Consider the following 15379-nt stretch of genomic DNA (forward strand, 5'->3'; position numbering starts at 1 on the left):
GGACTTGTCTTCCAATGAGCATAGCTTAAGATTGCGAAGGGTCAAGTAAGCGCGGTATATTGGCAATTCTGGTCCTGATACGGCGGTTTGGGGGATATGTGAAGGAACTGATACGGAGCAATGACCCGGTACTGCTGTCCTATCTGATGAGCGTGCTGGAAGAGGAGCGGATCGATGCGATCCTGCTCGATGAACATACGTCCATTCTGGAAGGCAGCATCGGCGCGATCCAGCGGCGGATCATGGTGCTGGAGGAGGATCTTGAGCGCGCCAAAGATATCCTCGACGATATCGGGGAGGGAGAGACGCCCGCATGACGTCGATTGAGAAACGGAACCTGCCCGAAACCGCCGGGGAGGGGCTGACGCGGGATATGTTCCTTGGCGGGGCGCTCAGTATCCTGCAGCCGCGCGACGGTTTTCGCGCCGGCTCCGACGCGGTGCTGCTGGCCTCGGCGGTCGAGGCGAAGGCGGGCGAGTCGCTGCTCGATATCGGCGCGGGCGTCGGCACGGCGGGGCTCTGCGCGCTTTACCGGCTCGCAGGAATAGAGCTTTGGGGGATCGAGCTGCAGGACGATCTTGCAGAACTCGCCCGGCTCAATGCGGCCAATAATGATTTTGCCGGACGCAGCCATATCATCGCCGCCGATATCGGCGCGCGTCAATCCTTCCGGGGCGTCGCGGGCCCATTGGGCAAGTCCTTTCTCGAGGCGGGGTTCGATCATGTGATCACCAATCCGCCCTTCTTCGGGCGGGGCCGCGCGCGTGAGGCGAAGACGGAAGGGCGGACGCTGGCCCGCGTCGAGGGGCATGTCAACCTTGCCGACTGGCTCAAATTCGCGGTGGCGCGGGCGAAAAGCCGGGGCACGGTCACCGTCATCCACCGGGCCGAGCGGCTCGGCGAGATTCTGGCGGGCCTTGGCGCCGGCTGCGGACGGCTCAGGGTCATTCCGCTCTGGCCGGAGTCGGGGATGCCGGCAAAACGCGTTATCGTTACCGGCCTCAAGGGCGACAAGGGGCCGCTGGAGCTTACCGCCGGGCTCGTCCTGCACGAGATGGGCGGCAAACCGACGGCCGCCGCCGACGCCATCTCCCGCCGCGGCGCGGCGCTCCGGGATGTCCTGTGATGAAAAGACTTGTACAGCGCAAGTAAATCCTTACCTTAACGGCCATGAAAATAATGGACTTCCTCAAGAAAACGCCGCTCAAGCGGTTCCTCGACAAGGCGCCTGTGGTCGCCGTGCTGCCGCTTTACGGCGTGATCGCGCCGGGCGGCAACAAGCTGCGCGGGGAGCATCTCAATCTCGCCAGCCTAGCGGAGCAGATCGAGGAGGCGTTCGAGACGAAGAATCTCTCGGCGGTGGCGCTCGCCGTCAATTCGCCCGGTGGCTCGCCGGTGCAGTCCGCGCTCATCTTCGATCGCATCCGCCAGCTCGCCGACGAGAAGGGCGTTTCCGTCTATGCCTTCGCGGAAGATGTGATGGCTTCGGGCGGCTATTGGCTCGGCCTCTGCGCCGACGAGATCTATATCAACCGGAATTCGGTGGTCGGCTCCATCGGCGTCGTCTCGGCGGGCTTCGGCTTTCCGGGGCTGCTTGAGAAGGTCGGTGTCGACCGGCGGCTCTATGCGGCGGGGGAGAACAAGGTGAAGCTCGATCCCTTCAGCCCGGAAAAGGACGAAGATATCGTCTGGCTGATGAAAATCCAGGGCGACATCCATGAGAATTTCAAGGAACTGGTGAAGACCCGGCGCGGCGAACGGCTCAAGAAACGCAAGGACAAGGAACTGTTTTCGGGCGATGTCTGGATCGGCGAGAAGGCGGTCGATCTCGGCCTTGTCGATGGCATTGCCGACATCCGGTCCTTCTGCCGTGAAAAATATGGCGAGAAGGTCAAATTCAAGCGGATCGAGGGGCGGCAGGGATTCCTGGCGCGCAAACTCGGCCTCGGTCAGCAGATCATCGGCGCGGACGCGGTGGATGCGCTTGTGGCGGCCATCCGCAACCGGTCCCTCTGGGGCCGGTTCGGCCTGTGATTCGCCACCGCCGCGACGAGGGGAGATAACGCATGCTGTCACCGGTCAAGATCATTCTCATCATTCTGGTGCTGATCGGGGTTTTCTTTGCCCATCGCTTCTATCGCAGCACCATCGCGCCCAGCCTCGATAAAGCCCGTAAGAACGGGAATATCAAGGGACGCTCTGGCGACAAGATGCTCGATCTTGAGGAATGTCCGGACTGCGGCGCCTTCGTCGCCGACCTCGACGGGCATCGCTGCAAGGATAAATAGGCGAAACCTCGAGAGGCCGGTTGACCCTTTCGGTGCAGGGCTTTATGTTGCACCGCAAATTCTCTCAAAGCAGTGTGGTCTGTAGTTATGGCGGGTAATCTGGCCTCCGCGCCGTCCAACTCTTTTCAGGACCTGATCCTGACCTTACAACATTTCTGGTCGTCGAAGGGCTGCGTGATCCTGCAGCCCTACGATATGGAGGTGGGCGCGGGGACCTTTCATCCGGCGACGACGCTCCGTGCGCTCGGTCCCGAGCCCTGGAATGCGGCCTATGTGCAGCCGTCGCGCCGTCCAACCGACGGGCGTTATGGCGAAAATCCGAACCGCACGCAGCATTACTATCAGTTCCAGGTCCTCCTGAAACCCTCCCCGGACAATATCCAGGAACTCTATCTGGAAAGCATCTATGCCCTCGGGATCGATCCGAAAAACCACGACATCCGCTTTGTCGAGGATGACTGGGAAAGCCCGACCTTGGGCGCTTGGGGGCTTGGCTGGGAAGTCTGGTGCGACGGGATGGAGGTAAGCCAGTTCACCTTCTTCCAGCAGGTCGGCGGGTTTGAATGCAGCCCCGTCTCCGGCGAGCTCACCTACGGGCTCGAGCGGCTTGCCATGTATGTCCAGGGCGTTGACCGCATGTTCGATCTTAAGTGGAATGACGCCGGCGTGACCTATGGCGACGTCTTCCTGCAGAACGAGAAGGAATTCTCCGCCTATAATTTCGAACATTCTAATGTCGATATCCTGCTCCGTCATTTCGAGGATGCGGAAATCCAGTGTCAGGAAATTCTGGCCGAGGGGCTTGCGCTGCCGGCCTATGACCAATGCATGAAGGCGAGCCATCTGTTCAATCTTCTGGACGCGCGCGGCGTCATCAGCGTGACCGAGCGCGCCGCCTATATCGCCCGCGTGCGGGCGCTCGCGAAGGGCTGCGCAACCCAATGGCTCAAGGGGCGCGGGCACCTGAAGGAGGAGGCGTAAATGGCGGAACTGCTGCTGGAGCTCTTCTCCGAGGAAATCCCTGCGCGCATGCAGAACAAGGCGGCGGACGATCTCGCCCGCCTTATCAGCGCCGGCCTGAAAGAGGCGGGGCTGGACTGCGACGACATCCGTGGCTTCGCAACCGCGCGGCGGCTTGCGGTTGTTGTGGATGGCCTGCCGGCCGCCCAGCTCGATACCTTCGAGGAGAAGCGCGGCCCCCGTGTCGGCGCGCCGGACAAGGCGGTCGAGGGCTTCATGAAATCCGCCGGGCTTAGTCGCGACCAGCTGGAGGAGCGGGAAACCGAGAAGGGCAGCTTCTATTACGCTGTGATCGAGAACAAGGGCCGCCCGACGATGGACGTGCTGCCGGGGCTTTTGAACACCGCCATCTCCGCCGTGCCCTGGCCCAAACCGATGCGTTGGGGCGCCTATTCGGCGCGCTGGGTGCGGCCGCTGCATAACATCCTCTGCCTGTTCGATGGGAAGACGGTGCCGCTTGCATGGGAGCATCTGACCGCCAACAACCAGACCTTCGGCCATCGCTTCATGGCGCCGGAGGCGATCACGGTGAAGGATTTCGCCGATTACCAGGCGCGGCTCAAATCCGCCTATGTGGTGCTCGATGCGACGGATCGCGAGAAGATCATCGCCAAGGATGCCGCCCGCCTCGCCGCGGCGGAAGGGCTGGCGCTGATCGAGGATCCGGCGCTGCTCTCCGAGGTTGCCGGCCTTGTCGAATGGCCGGAAAGCCTGATCGGCTCGATTGATACAAGCTTCCTTGAGGTGCCGCAGGAGGCCCTGATCTCCGCCATGCGCAGCCATCAGAAATATTTTTCCTTGGCAGGGAGTGACGGCAGGATGGCCCCGCGCTTTATTGTGGTCGCGAACCTCCGCGCGGAGGATGGCGGCAGGGAAATCACCGCCGGGAACGAGCGGGTGCTGAGCGCGCGCCTGTCGGATGCGAAATTCTTCTGGGACAAGGACCGGGAGAAGAGCCTGGAAAGCCGCGTTCCTGATCTAGAAAAAATCATCTTTCATGCGAAGCTCGGCACCGTGCGGGAGAAGGTGGAACGCATCATCAAACTCACCGCCGAGATTGCGCCCTTTGTGCCGAATTCCGATGCCGAGGCCGCGGCGCGCGCCGCGCTGCTCGCAAAAGCCGACCTCACCACGGAGATGGTCGGGGAGTTTGCCGATCTGCAAGGATTGATGGGCCGCTATTATGCGGCGCATGACGGCGAGAGCGTGGCCGTCGCGACGGCGATTGAGGAACATTATTCGCCCTTGGGCCCGAACGATAGCTGCCCGTCGGAACCCGCCAGCGTCATCGTCGCGCTGGCCGACAAGATCGATACGCTCACCGGCTTTTTCGCCATCGACGAAAAACCGACCGGATCGAAGGATCCCTATGCGCTTCGGCGCGCCGCGCTGGGCGTGATCCGGCTGGTGCTGGAAAACAGGCTGCGCCTTCCGCTCCTCGATATATTCCGCAAATCCGGCGCGTTACACGACGTTCCTGAGACACTGGATGAGTCTGAGCTGCTCGCGTTCTTTGCCGACCGGCTGAAGGTCCATCTGAAAGAACAGAATGTCCGCCACGATTATATCACCGCGGCCTTTGCGCTTGGCGAAGATGATCTGCTCCGTCTGATGGCGCGGGTTGAGGCGCTCTCCAGCTTCCTTGATTCCGAGGATGGGGCGAATTTGCTCATCGCCTACCGCCGCGCGGCCAATATCCTCCGGATCGAGGAGAAGAAGGACGGCGTAACCTATGATGCGCCGGTGGATGAAGCCCTGCTTGCCGACGCGGAGGAACTGGCGCTCGACAAGCGGATCAAGGAAGTCTCGGGCCTTGTCACTGCCGCGATCGACATGGACGAGTTCGAAGCCGCGGGGGCGGCGGCGGCGCGGCTCAGGAAGCCGGTCGATGCCTTCTTCGACAAGGTCACCGTGAATGCGGAGGATGCCGCGCTCCGGGCGAACCGGCTCCGGCTTCTCTCCACAATCCGCAACCTTTTGGATCAATTGGCGGATTTATCGAAAATCGAAGGCTAATCTTTACTTTTTAAGCGTATGTGCATGTGACGAACTCAGTAAGACGAGAGCATTAACATCAGAAGGGCGATATCGAGATGACGAAGTGGGTATATTCTTTTGGCGATGGCAAGGCAGACGGCACGGCGGATATGCGCAACCTGCTTGGCGGCAAGGGCGCGAACCTGGCGGAGATGAGCAACCTCGGCCTGCCGGTTCCGTCCGGTTTTACCATCACCACGGAAGTCTGCACGGCCTATCTTGAGAATAACGAAACCTATCCGGACACGCTGGCCGGTCAGGTGGATGCGGCGATTGCCGAGATTGAAGACTCTGTCGGCGGCGGCTTCGGCAATCCCGAAAAGCCGCTTCTCGTCTCGGTCCGGTCCGGCGCGCGGGCCTCGATGCCCGGCATGATGGACACCGTCCTCAACCTCGGCCTCAATGACGAGACGGTCAAGGGGCTGGAAGCGCAGAGCGGCGACAAGCGCTTCGCCTATGACAGCTACCGCCGCTTCATCCAGATGTATTCCGACGTGGTGCTCGGCGTCGAGCATTATCATTTCGAGGAACTGCTGGAAATCCTGAAAGAGGAAAACGGCTATCATCTCGATACAGATCTGGTGGCGGAAGACTGGGAACGCCTCGTCGGGCAGTATAAGGCGAAGGTCGAGGAAGAGCTCGGCCGGCCCTTCCCGCAGGATGTGCAGGACCAGCTCTGGGGTGCCATCGGCGCGGTGTTCAGTTCCTGGACGAACCAGCGCGCCATCACCTACCGCCGCCTGCATGACATCCCGGCCAGCTGGGGCACGGCGGTCAACGTGCAGGCCATGGTGTTCGGCAATATGGGCGACGACAGCGCGACCGGCGTTGCCTTCACCCGCGATCCGTCCACCGGGCAAAAGATTTTCTACGGCGAATTCCTGGTGAATGCGCAAGGGGAGGACGTGGTTGCCGGTATCCGCACGCCCCAGAACCTCACCAAACAGGCGCGGCTCGATGCGGGCTCAGAAATGCCGTCGATGGAGGAAATCTTCCCCGACGTCTTCGCCCAGCTTGTCGAGGTGTACAAGAAGCTGGAAGCCCATTACCGCGACATGCAGGATATCGAATTTACCGTCCAGCAGGGCAAGCTCTGGATGCTGCAGACCCGGTCCGGCAAGCGCACGGCGAAGGCCGCGCTCAAGATCGCCATCGACATGGTGAACGAAGGCCTGATCGACAAGAACGAGGCGGTGAAACGCATCGACCCGGCCTCCCTCGATCAGCTGTTGCACCCGACCCTTGATCCCGCGGCGGAGCGGGAGGTTATCGCCCGCGGACTGCCGGCCAGCCCCGGCGCCGCCTCTGGGCAGATCGTCTTCAACAGTGACGAGGCCGAAGCCCTGGCAGGCGAGGGGAAATCGGTCATCCTTGTCCGGATCGAGACGAGCCCTGAGGATATTCACGGCATGCATGCGGCGAAGGGCATTCTCACCAGCCGCGGCGGCATGACCAGCCACGCGGCCGTTGTTGCGCGCGGTATGGGCCGGGCCTGCGTCTCCGGCGCCGGCGCGCTCAATATCGATTACAAGAACGAGACCCTGAGCGTGCTCGGCGAGACCTATAACAAGGGTGATATCGTCACCATCGACGGCGGCAGCGGCGAGGTCATGCTGGGCGCGGTCGACATGATCATGCCGGAACTTTCCGGCGAGTTCGGGGAGCTGATGTCCTGGGCCGATGAAATCCGCCGCATGAAGGTGCGCGCCAATGCGGAAACGCCGCTGGATGCGGAAACCGCGCGGAAATTCGGCGCCGAAGGTGTCGGCCTCTGCCGCACAGAGCATATGTTCTTCGATGCCGAGCGGATTGTCTCTGTCCGCCAGATGATCCTGGCCGAAACGACGGAAGAGCGGCGCGCGGCGCTTGCGAAATTGCTGCCTTATCAGCGCAGCGACTTTGTCGAGCTGTTCCGCATCATGGCCGGGCTGCCCGTCACGATCCGCCTGCTCGATCCGCCGCTCCATGAATTCCTGCCGAAAACCGACGAGGAGATCGACGAGCTTGCCGAGGCCCTTGGCGCCGATCCGGGAAAACTCCGTCACCGGGCGCTGCAACTGCATGAGTTCAACCCGATGCTCGGCCATCGCGGCTGCCGTCTCGGCATTTCCTTCCCGGAAATCTACGAGATGCAGGCCCGCGCGATCCTGGAGGCCGCGGCCGAGGTCAGCAAGGAGCTCGGCGAGACCGTGATCCCCGAAATCATGATCCCGCTGGTCGCGACCCGGCGGGAGCTCGAAATCCTGAAAGGCAAGATCAAGGCGGTCGCCGATGCGATCCATGATGAGACCGGCAAGGAGATCGAGTATCTCATCGGCACGATGATCGAGCTGCCGCGCGCCGCGCTCCGGGCCGGCGATATCGCGCGGGAGGCGGAGTTCTTCTCCTTCGGCACCAATGACCTGACCCAGACGACCTATGGCATCAGCCGCGATGATAGCGGTTCGTTCCTTGAGGATTACGTGAACCAGGGCATCTATGAAACCGATCCCTTCGTCTCTCTCGATCAGGAAGGGGTGGGCGAGCTGGTGCAGATTGCCGCCGATCGCGGCCGCGAAACCCGCGAGGATATCAAGCTCGGGATTTGCGGGGAGCATGGCGGCGACCCGGCGAGTATCGATTTCTGTGAGCGGGTCGGCCTCGACTATGTCTCCTGCTCACCCTACCGTGTGCCGATCGCGAGATTGGCCGCCGCGCAGGCCGCCCTCGGCCTCCAGCGCGTCTCGGAAGCGTAAAATAAAAAGCCCGGAGCGATCCGGGCTTTTTCGTTATTCAATGACGATTTTCGGGCCTGAGGCGGTGGCTAGGCTCTGTTCGATCTTTTCCTGCACCTTTGCCGCCAGATCGCGGTAGATTTTGGCGTGGGCGCTGTCGGGCTCCGTCGCGGTGATGGGCGTGCCGGCGTCGGAGGTTTTGCGGATATCCATATGCAGGGGCACTTCGCCCAGGAAATCGACGCCGAGTTCCTTCGCCGTTTCATGGGCGCCGCCATGGCCGAAGATATCCGACCGCTCGCCGCAGGACGGGCAGAGAAAATAGCTCATATTCTCGATAATGCCAAACACCGGCACATCGACTTTGCGGAACATATTCAGACCTTTACGGGCGTCAATTAACGCAATATCCTGCGGGGTGGAGACGATCACCGCGCCGGCGAGCGGCACTTTCTGGGCCAGCGTCAACTGCGCGTCCCCGGTACCGGGCGGCATATCGACGATGAGCACGTCGAGTGCGCCCCAGTCCACATCGAACACCATCTGCTGCAGCGCGCTCATGATCATCGGTCCGCGCCAGATCATCGGCGTGTCCTCCTCCACCAGGAAACCCATGGACATGACCTTGAGGCCCCATTTCTCCATCGGGATCAGCTTCTTGCCGTCCTTTGACTGCGGCTTGCCCTTGAGGCCGAGCATGCGCGGGAGCGACGGGCCATAGACATCCGCATCCAGCATCCCGACCTTGAGGCCGAGAGCGGCAAGGCCGAGCGCAAGATTGACGGCGCAGGTCGATTTGCCGACGCCGCCTTTGCCGCTTGCGACCGCGACAATCGCGGCAACGCCCGGCACTTCCGGTTTCTGCGCCGGTTGTTGCTGGGGCGGCGTTTGCGGGCGGGACGGCGCGGCGGCCGCCTGCTCGGCGGTAAGCACAGCGCTCACCGATTTCACGCCGGGCAGCGCAAAGACGGCATCTTCGCATTTCTTGCGAAGAAGCTCCATCTCGTTTGCTTCCTTGGGATTGATTTCCAGCGCGAAACCGACATTACCGTCCTTGATCACCAGACCGGCGATCAACCCGAGCGCCACCGCGCTCTTGCCCGATTTCGGATCGATCACCTGATCGAGGCAATTGATGACAGTTTGCTCATTTATCGCTGACATGCTTGAAAACTCCGCTTCGGACACAAAATGGTAGGCATAGATTAAAAATCTGCACGAATGCGGATTGAGAGAAATAAAGCGTTTCTCTCTCCGTGTTCCGTTGCAGAAAGTTGCAGGGTGTCATATAACGCGACTACGCAAAGTTAGCAAACGCGCAAAATCTGCGCAGAAATAAAGGAGAGGCGACCATATGCCTTGGAACAATCAGGGTGGTAATGACGGAGGCTGGCAAGGCGGCGGTGGTAATCGCGGACCTTGGGGGCAGGGGCCAAGCGGCCAACAACCCCCCAATCTGGAAGACATCATCAAGAAGGGCCAGGACCGGCTGAAAGATATCATCCCGGGGGGCGGTGGCGGCAAGATCGGCATCATCATCCTGTTGCTGGTAATTCTCTGCGCCTGGCTGATCAGCGGCTTCTACAAGGTTGAGACCACGGAGCAGGGCGTTGTTCTTCGCTTCGGCAAATGGTCGGAAACCACCCAGCCCGGCCTGAACTATCATCTGCCATATCCGATTGAGACGGTCCTGACGCCCGAGGTAACGAAGGTCAACAGTGTCGAGATCGGCTTCCGCCCGACGCGCGGCGGCGGATCGACTCCGGTTGAGGCGGAAAGCCTGATGCTGACCGGGGACGAGAATATCGTCGATGTCGGCTTTACGGTTCTCTGGCGGATCGCCGATGCCGGCAAGTTCCTCTTTAATGTCGATCAGCCGGAGCTCACCATCAAGGCCGTGGGTGAGAGCGCCATGCGTGAGGTGATCGGGCGTACGGACCTGACGGCGGCCATTACCGAAGGCCGGCTGCTGGTCGAGACGGAAGTGTTGAAACGGCTTCAGGAAGTGCTCGACGAATATGGCGCGGGTGTTTCCATTCTGCAGGTACAGCTTAAAAATGCGGAACCACCGAGCCAGGTGATTGCCGCGTTCCGCGATGTGCAGGCCGCCGAGGCCGACAAGGAGCGGGCGCAGAACGAAGCGCTGGCCTATGCCAACGACATCATCCCGCGGGCCCGTGGTCAGGCGGAAATGATCCGCCAGGAAGCCGAAGGTTATAAGCAGCGTGTGATTGCCGAAGCCGAAGGTGAGGCGGCGCGCTTTATCTCCATCTATAACGAATATGCCAAGGCGCCCTATGTGACGCGTCAGCGTATCTATCTTGAAACGCTGCAGGAAGTGTTCACGGGTAAGCAGAAAATGATCATTGATATTGGTAAGGACGGCGCGCAAGGCGTTGTTCCCTACCTGCCACTCAATGAACTGCAGAAAGGGGCGACCAAGAAATGAATAAGACATTTTTGACAGTTATCGCCATTTTGCTGGTGGCGCTCGGTGTGGTGGCGTCCAGTGCGCTCTTTACCGTTTACCAGACGGAGCAGGCGATCGTCATGCAGTTTGGTAAGCCGCAACGGGTCATCCAGGAACCGGGGCTTAACTTCAAGCTCCCCTTCGTGCAGGATGTTGTCTATGTGGACAAGCGTGTCCTATCCGTCAGCACACAGCGTGAAGAGGTCGTGACACGGGACCAGAAGCGCCTGATGGTGGACAGTTTCGCCCGGTTCCGTATTGCCAACCCGCTGCAGTATTACCAGTCCTATGGCAATATCCAGATCGCCTATGCGCGTCTGGAAACGATCCTGAACTCGCAGCTCCGGCAGAACCTCGGTCGCCAGTCCCTGAACAATATCGTTTCGGGCGAGCGGTCCAACCTGATGAACCAGATCCGCGAACAGGTGAATACGGAAGCCAAGGCCTCCGGCATTGACGTGATCGATGTGCGGATCGTCCGGGCCGACCTGCCGAAGGAAAACAGCGAGAAGGTCTTTGACCGGATGCGGTCCCAGCGTGAGCAGGAAGCCAAGGAGATCCGGGCAACGGGTGCGGAAATCGCCCAGCGGATCACGGCCAATGCGGACAAGGAACGCACGGTCCTGATCGCCAATGCCCGGAAGGATTCGGAAATCCTCCGCGGTGAGGGCGACGGTGAGAAAAACCGTATCTTCGCTGAGGCGTTCGGCAAGGATGAGGATTTCTTCGCCTTCTATCGCTCCATGCAGGCCTATCGCGGGTCGATGGCGGATACGGACACAACCATGGTGCTGTCGCCGACTTCGCAGTTTTTCAAGTACTTCGATCGACAGAATGTCACCTCTGAAGAAGACAAATAGGTAACAGTATGAAAACGGCCCGTATCTGACTGCGGGCCGTTTTTTACAAGAGGCGGGACGCGTGGTAACGGATATTATGCTGGCGGCGGCGTTGGTGCTGTTTTTTGAAGGCGCGCTCTATGCCCTGTTTCCCGACGGCATGAAGCGGATGATGGTGACGGCGATGGGGACGCCCAGTCATATTTTGCGCATATTCGGCCTGGCGGCGGCGGTGATCGGCGTTATTCTGGTCTGGGTGATCCGGGGATAATGGGCTCATGGCTGTTGAAATTGCAGGAATTTTTAATTTAACCGACATTTCTTGAAAAACGGGTTCGTTTTGCACATTTCTGCCTTAATTGATTTCTAGGTACATACGGCGAAATGCAGCCGCCGGCCCCGCCGGAGGTTAGGGAAAAGAGGGGTTAATATTGTCAGTTGATCCTCTGCTTGCGATCTTTGGACCCCGGCAGAGAATCGAATTATAGAAGGAAGATGAGCTTGTATAACCGATACTCAGCACTGCCAAAATCGGCGGAGAATGACGTCCGGGTGGCGGCGGAACGCACGCCGGGCGCACGTAAGTACGGCGCCATGATCGTTACGACCTTGACGGTGTTCGCCGTCATGACCGTTTTCGCCTTTAACGCGAAGGCGCGTGGCGTCCCCGACAGCTTTGCCGACCTCGTCGAGAAACTCTCGCCGGCGGTCGTCAATATCTCGACGACACAGACCGTCAAGGGGCCGAGCGGCGCCTTCCCGAAACTGCCGGAAGGTCATCCGTTCGAGGATTTCTTCAAGGAATTCGGCAATCGCGACAAGAACGGCGAGGAGCGGGAGCGCAAGGCGACCTCGCTCGGGTCCGGCTTCGTGATCAATGCGAAGGACGGCTATGTCATCACCAATAACCACGTGATCGACGGCGCCGACGAGATCAAGGTGATCTTCCAGGACGGTGAAAAGGTACCGGCGACCCTGGTCGGCAAGGATCCGAAGACCGATATCGCGGTTCTCAAGATCGATCCGAAAGCGCATCCGCTGACCGACGTCAGCTGGGGCGATAGCGACAAGTCCCGCGTTGGCGACTGGGTGCTGGCGATCGGTAATCCCTATGGCCTGGGCGGCACGGTGACCGCCGGTATCATCTCGGCCCGGGGACGCGATATCCGCTCCGGTCCCTATGACGACTATATCCAGACGGACGCCTCCATCAACAAGGGCAACTCCGGTGGTCCGCTGTTCAATATGGATGGCGAGGTGATCGGCATCAACACGGCGATCTTCTCGCAGTCCGGCGGCAGCATCGGCATCGGCTTCTCGGTTCCCTCCGAGCTGGCAATGCCGGTTGTTGAGCAGCTGATCGAGTTCGGTAAGACGAGCCGCGGCTGGCTTGGCGTCGTCATCCAGCCGGTGACCGAGGAAATCGCCGAAGGGCTTGACCTCAAGAGCACCGACGGCGTTCTCGTGGCCGGTGTCCCCGAAGACGGCCCGGCCTTCAAGTCGGGCATCAAGGCCGGTGACGTGATCCTGAAGTTTAACGGCGAGAAAGTCAGCGAACCGCGCGAACTGTCCCGCCTGGTGGCTGAATCCAAGGTTGGTTCCGAAGTCGCGGTCGAACTCTGGCGGGGCGGCAAGACGACGGACGTGACGGTCACGCTCGGCGAGCTTGAGAAAGCCGAAACCGCCATGGCGAGCGCTTCGCCGTCGTCCGGCACGAGCCAGGCCGTCGAGCTTCTCGGCATGGAACTTTCGGCGATCAACGACAGCGCCCGTGAACAATACGGCATTGCCGCCGATCTGAACGGGGTTGTGGTGACGGATGTCGATCCGAACTCCGAAGCGGCGGAGAAGGGCATCCGCCCCGGTGACGTCGTCGCCGAGGCGCAGCTCGAGCCGGTCGCCAGCCCGGAGCAGATGAAGGAACGCATCGCTGAAATTCAGGCAACGGACAAGAAATCTGTCCTGCTGCTCCTCAAGCGCGGCGATAATTCCCGCTTCATCGCGCTCAAGCTGAACAAGGAAAGCTGAGGCTGACCTCCCTTTGACGGAAGATGGCGCCCCTCGCAAGAGGCGGCGCCATTTTTTATGCCTCCACGAATTCCTCGCGCCGGTAGCCCTGGAAATAGAGCAGCGTCGTCAGGTCGCCGTAGCGGATATTGGCATCCGCCGCCGCCGCGGCCTTTTCCTTCGCATGAAAGGCGACGCCGAGGCCCGCCGCCTCGATCATCGGGATATCGTTGGCCCCGTCGCCGATGGCCAGCGTTTCCTCCCGCCGCAGATTTTTCTCATGCCGCAGCGCTTCGAGCGTGTTGAGCTTGGCGGTGGAGTTCAGGATCGGCTCGGCGGCAATGCCGGTGAGCGCGCCCCCCTCGAACAATAGCTCGTTGCTCATGTCCATATGGAAGCCGACCTCGTCGCGGACCCGGTTGGTGAAAAAGGTGAACCCGCCGGAGACAAGCGCGGTATAGACGCCGTTCGCCCGCATCGTCCGGACCAGCGTCGCCGCGCCGGGGGTCAGCCGGACGCGCTCATCGAAGACCCGCTGCAGCGCCTCCTCCTTCAGGCCCTTCAGCATGGCGACACGGGCGCGAAAGGCCTCGTTGAACTCAAGCTCGCCATTCATCGCCCGCTCGGTGATCGCCGAGACTTCCTCGCGAAAGCCCGCGAAGTCGGCCAGCTCGTCAATGCATTCGACGGTGATGATGGTGCTGTCCATATCGGCGAGGAAAAGCTTCTTGCGCCGGTCGGCGAGCGGCTGGAGGCAGTAATCGATGCCCGCCGGCAGGTCCGCGTCCCGGACGCAGGCGTTGGCCGCTTTCGTTTCCAGCCCGGAAAAGGCGATATCAACCGCCTGATCGGCGGCAAGCCAGTCCGGCGCATCGCACCTCGCACCGGCGCGTTTGAGCGCCGCGGCGAGATCCTCTGCGATATTGCGAATTGTGCTTCCGGCTGTATGATCAGCGACGAGGGTGAGAACCGATTTCTGTATCATGACGTGAGGCTGTACTTCCTTGACGGATAAAAACGCAACGCCGATCCGGCGCCAGGCGGGGGCGGTCCTGTTGGCCGGGCCCACCGCCAGCGGCAAATCCGCTTTGGCCATTGCCATAGCAGAGGAATTTGACGGTGTCATCATCAATGCGGACAGTATGCAGGTTTATAGCGGCCTCCGCGTTCTCACGGCCCGCCCCGACGCGGAAGAGGAGGCGCGCGCGCCCCATCGGCTCTACGGCGTGCTCGATCCCGCCGATTACTGCAACGCCGCGCGCTGGCGCGATATGGCCCTCGAGGAGATCGAGGAAGTCCGGAGCGCGGGCAAGCTGCCCGTCATCGTCGGCGGCACCGGGCTCTATTTCGATATCCTGACCAAAGGCATCGCCGAGGTGCCGGAGATTTCCGACGCGGTGCGGGGCCGGTTGCGGGAGCTGCAAAAACGTGAGGGCAATGCGGTCATACATAAAATGCTCAGCCAAAAAGACCCCGAAATGGCGGCAAAGCTCAACGAGGGGGATACGCAGCGACTTCTCCGCGCGCTCGAGGTGGTGGAGGAGACGGGCGTGACCCTCGGCGAATGGCAGAAGCGCGCGCCCTCTGGCGATATTCTCGAAGGGCCGCGGCTCTGGCTCGCGCTCACTCCCGACCGCGCCTGGCTCTACGAAAGATGCGACCGCCGTCTCGACTGGATGGTGGCGGAGGGCGGCGCGCTCGACGAGGTGCGGGCGCTGCGGGCGCGCGGTCTCGATCCGGCGCTGCCCGCGATGAAGGCGCTCGGCGTGCCCGAACTGATCGCCGTTCTTGAGGGCAGGCTTGAACAGGCGGAGGCAGTGGATCGCATCAAGATGCTCACACGGCGCTATGCGAAACGTCAGTTAACCTGGGTCCGGAATAAGATGTGCGAAGCAAATCGATCTTTTGCGCAAGATTTGGAAAGTTTAAAAGACGAATTCTTTCCATTTATTCGTCGATTTTTGTTGACTGACGAGAATTGAAGGTCTAGTTTCGCCAATGAGG

14 protein-coding genes are annotated in these 15379 nt (G+C 60.9%); 12 read left to right on the forward strand and 2 right to left on the reverse strand.

The window, feature by feature from the left end:
• The first annotated feature begins 59 nt into the window (after positions 1-59).
• The 7 genes from GQF03_RS07500 (at position 60) to ppdK (ending at position 8080) form a co-directional block, all read left to right on the forward strand.
• Positions 60-317 carry a putative signal transducing protein gene (locus GQF03_RS07500; RefSeq protein ID WP_206376331.1) on the forward strand — a complete coding sequence of 86 codons (258 nt, stop codon included), beginning with the start codon at positions 60-62 and terminating at the stop codon, positions 315-317.
• Positions 314-1126, forward strand: coding sequence for a tRNA1(Val) (adenine(37)-N6)-methyltransferase (locus GQF03_RS07505; RefSeq protein ID WP_161338630.1), 813 nt, complete (start codon positions 314-316; stop codon positions 1124-1126). Before GQF03_RS07500 ends, GQF03_RS07505 begins: the two co-directional genes overlap by 4 nt.
• A 53-nt stretch (positions 1127-1179) precedes the next feature.
• On the forward strand, positions 1180-2034 hold the full coding sequence (locus GQF03_RS07510) for a S49 family peptidase (protein WP_206376330.1): 855 nt from the start codon (positions 1180-1182) through the stop codon (positions 2032-2034).
• Positions 2035-2066: 32 nt separating this feature from the next.
• Entirely contained in the window at positions 2067-2288 is a 222-nt protein-coding gene (locus GQF03_RS07515; RefSeq protein WP_161338632.1) for a hypothetical protein, read from the forward strand.
• Positions 2289-2375: 87 nt separating this feature from the next.
• Positions 2376-3269 carry a glycine--tRNA ligase subunit alpha gene (locus GQF03_RS07520; RefSeq protein WP_161338633.1) on the forward strand — a complete coding sequence of 298 codons (894 nt, stop codon included), beginning with the start codon at positions 2376-2378 and terminating at the stop codon, positions 3267-3269.
• Positions 3270-5324: a glycine--tRNA ligase subunit beta gene (glyS, locus tag GQF03_RS07525; protein WP_161338634.1), complete on the forward strand. Its 2055-nt coding sequence runs from the start codon at positions 3270-3272 to the stop codon at positions 5322-5324. It begins immediately after the preceding gene.
• A 77-nt stretch (positions 5325-5401) separates the two neighbouring features.
• Complete coding sequence (gene ppdK, locus GQF03_RS07530; RefSeq protein WP_161338635.1) at positions 5402-8080, forward strand: pyruvate, phosphate dikinase; 2679 nt, start codon at positions 5402-5404, stop codon at positions 8078-8080.
• Between the two features lie 33 nt (positions 8081-8113).
• Here the strand turns inward: ppdK and apbC are convergent, their stop codons facing one another.
• A complete protein-coding gene (apbC, locus tag GQF03_RS07535) occupies positions 8114-9223 on the reverse strand; it encodes an iron-sulfur cluster carrier protein ApbC (protein ID WP_161338636.1) in 1110 nt (369 codons plus the stop codon).
• Between the two features lie 190 nt (positions 9224-9413).
• On the opposite strand from apbC, the gene hflK reads away from it, so the two are divergent.
• The 4 genes from hflK to GQF03_RS07555 all read left to right on the forward strand — a co-directional run bounded on the left by hflK (position 9414) and on the right by GQF03_RS07555 (position 13396).
• Complete coding sequence (gene hflK, locus GQF03_RS07540; RefSeq protein ID WP_161338637.1) at positions 9414-10508, forward strand: FtsH protease activity modulator HflK; 1095 nt, start codon at positions 9414-9416, stop codon at positions 10506-10508.
• Positions 10505-11389 carry a protease modulator HflC gene (gene hflC / locus GQF03_RS07545; RefSeq protein WP_161338638.1) on the forward strand — a complete coding sequence of 295 codons (885 nt, stop codon included), beginning with the start codon at positions 10505-10507 and terminating at the stop codon, positions 11387-11389. The genes hflK and hflC overlap by 4 nt, the downstream gene beginning before the upstream one ends.
• Positions 11390-11450: 61 nt before the next feature.
• Complete coding sequence (locus GQF03_RS07550; protein ID WP_206376328.1) at positions 11451-11639, forward strand: DUF2065 family protein; 189 nt, start codon at positions 11451-11453, stop codon at positions 11637-11639.
• A gap of 224 nt (positions 11640-11863) precedes the next feature.
• Complete coding sequence (locus GQF03_RS07555) at positions 11864-13396, forward strand: DegQ family serine endoprotease (protein WP_161338639.1); 1533 nt, start codon at positions 11864-11866, stop codon at positions 13394-13396.
• Positions 13397-13451: 55 nt separating this feature from the next.
• On the opposite strand, the gene serB is transcribed toward GQF03_RS07555, so the two are convergent.
• Positions 13452-14360 (reverse strand): phosphoserine phosphatase SerB, encoded by a 909-nt coding sequence (gene serB / locus GQF03_RS07560; protein WP_161338640.1) that lies wholly within the window; start codon positions 14358-14360, stop codon positions 13452-13454.
• A 19-nt stretch (positions 14361-14379) separates the two neighbouring features.
• Between serB and miaA the strand changes: the two genes are divergently transcribed.
• Positions 14380-15357, forward strand: coding sequence for a tRNA (adenosine(37)-N6)-dimethylallyltransferase MiaA (gene miaA / locus GQF03_RS07565; RefSeq protein ID WP_162858446.1), 978 nt, complete (start codon positions 14380-14382; stop codon positions 15355-15357).
• Positions 15358-15379 lie beyond the last annotated feature (22 nt).

Origin of the sequence: Sneathiella chungangensis, assembly GCF_009882935.1 — a bacterium.
GTDB classification, from domain to species: Bacteria; Pseudomonadota; Alphaproteobacteria; order Sneathiellales; family Sneathiellaceae; genus Sneathiella; species Sneathiella chungangensis.

Bases quoted from the DNA above. Each gene is read 5' to 3' on its own strand.
- GQF03_RS07505 (WP_161338630.1), top strand. From the start codon at position 314: ATGACGTCGATTGAGAAACGGAACCTGCCCGAAACCGCCGGGGAGGGG.
- GQF03_RS07555 (WP_161338639.1), top strand. From the start codon at position 11,864: ATGAGCTTGTATAACCGATACTCAGCACTGCCAAAATCGGCGGAGAAT.
- GQF03_RS07510 (WP_206376330.1), top strand. From the start codon at position 1,180: ATGGACTTCCTCAAGAAAACGCCGCTCAAGCGGTTCCTCGACAAGGCG.
- GQF03_RS07515 (WP_161338632.1), top strand. From the start codon at position 2,067: ATGCTGTCACCGGTCAAGATCATTCTCATCATTCTGGTGCTGATCGGG.
- ppdK (WP_161338635.1), top strand. From the start codon at position 5,402: ATGACGAAGTGGGTATATTCTTTTGGCGATGGCAAGGCAGACGGCACG.
- hflK (WP_161338637.1), top strand. From the start codon at position 9,414: ATGCCTTGGAACAATCAGGGTGGTAATGACGGAGGCTGGCAAGGCGGC.
- apbC (WP_161338636.1), bottom strand. From the start codon at position 9,223: ATGTCAGCGATAAATGAGCAAACTGTCATCAATTGCCTCGATCAGGTG.
- GQF03_RS07520 (WP_161338633.1), top strand. From the start codon at position 2,376: ATGGCGGGTAATCTGGCCTCCGCGCCGTCCAACTCTTTTCAGGACCTG.
- glyS (WP_161338634.1), top strand. From the start codon at position 3,270: ATGGCGGAACTGCTGCTGGAGCTCTTCTCCGAGGAAATCCCTGCGCGC.
- hflC (WP_161338638.1), top strand. From the start codon at position 10,505: ATGAATAAGACATTTTTGACAGTTATCGCCATTTTGCTGGTGGCGCTC.
- serB (WP_161338640.1), bottom strand. From the start codon at position 14,360: ATGATACAGAAATCGGTTCTCACCCTCGTCGCTGATCATACAGCCGGA.